Origin of the sequence: Aeromonas piscicola (assembly GCF_000820005.1) — a bacterium.
GTDB lineage: Bacteria > Pseudomonadota > Gammaproteobacteria > Enterobacterales > Aeromonadaceae > Aeromonas > Aeromonas piscicola.
The window spans coordinates 1-389 of record NZ_CDBL01000040.1 but is presented as its reverse complement, the minus strand read 5'-3'; the positions used below and the strand labels follow the sequence as shown (position 1 = coordinate 389).

Genomic DNA, 389 nt, shown 5'->3' with positions numbered 1-389 from the left:
GCCATCCACCGGCATGCCGGCCTTGGTCTCGGCGCCGGTCACACCGGCGCGGCTCACCAGGTAGGTGTAACCACTGCCGAGTTCCGCCACCTGTTTCAGGGTCTCGGCGTCGCCATTGGGCGGGGCGATAAAGATGCTGTCGATACCGAACTTGTCGGCGGCCGCCTTGTAGGGGGTGCACATCTGCACCGGCACGTCGGCCACCAGCACCGAATCCACGCCCGCCTGCTGGCACTTCTCATAGAAGCCGTCGATCTGGCGCACATAGACCAGGTTGGCGTAAACCAGCAGGCCAATGGGCAGCTGCGGGTACTTGGCGCGGATGCGGCCGAGCAGCTCGAAGCAGTCGTCCGGGGTGGTGTGGCTCTCGAAGGCGCGCAGGGCGGCGC

1 protein-coding gene is annotated in these 389 nt (G+C 66.6%); it reads right to left on the bottom strand.

Annotated elements, in window-relative coordinates; genetic code table 11:
- A partial coding sequence (gene trpA, locus BN1128_RS08925; RefSeq protein ID WP_042867808.1) for a tryptophan synthase subunit alpha occupies positions 1-389 on the bottom strand: 389 nt, incomplete at both ends.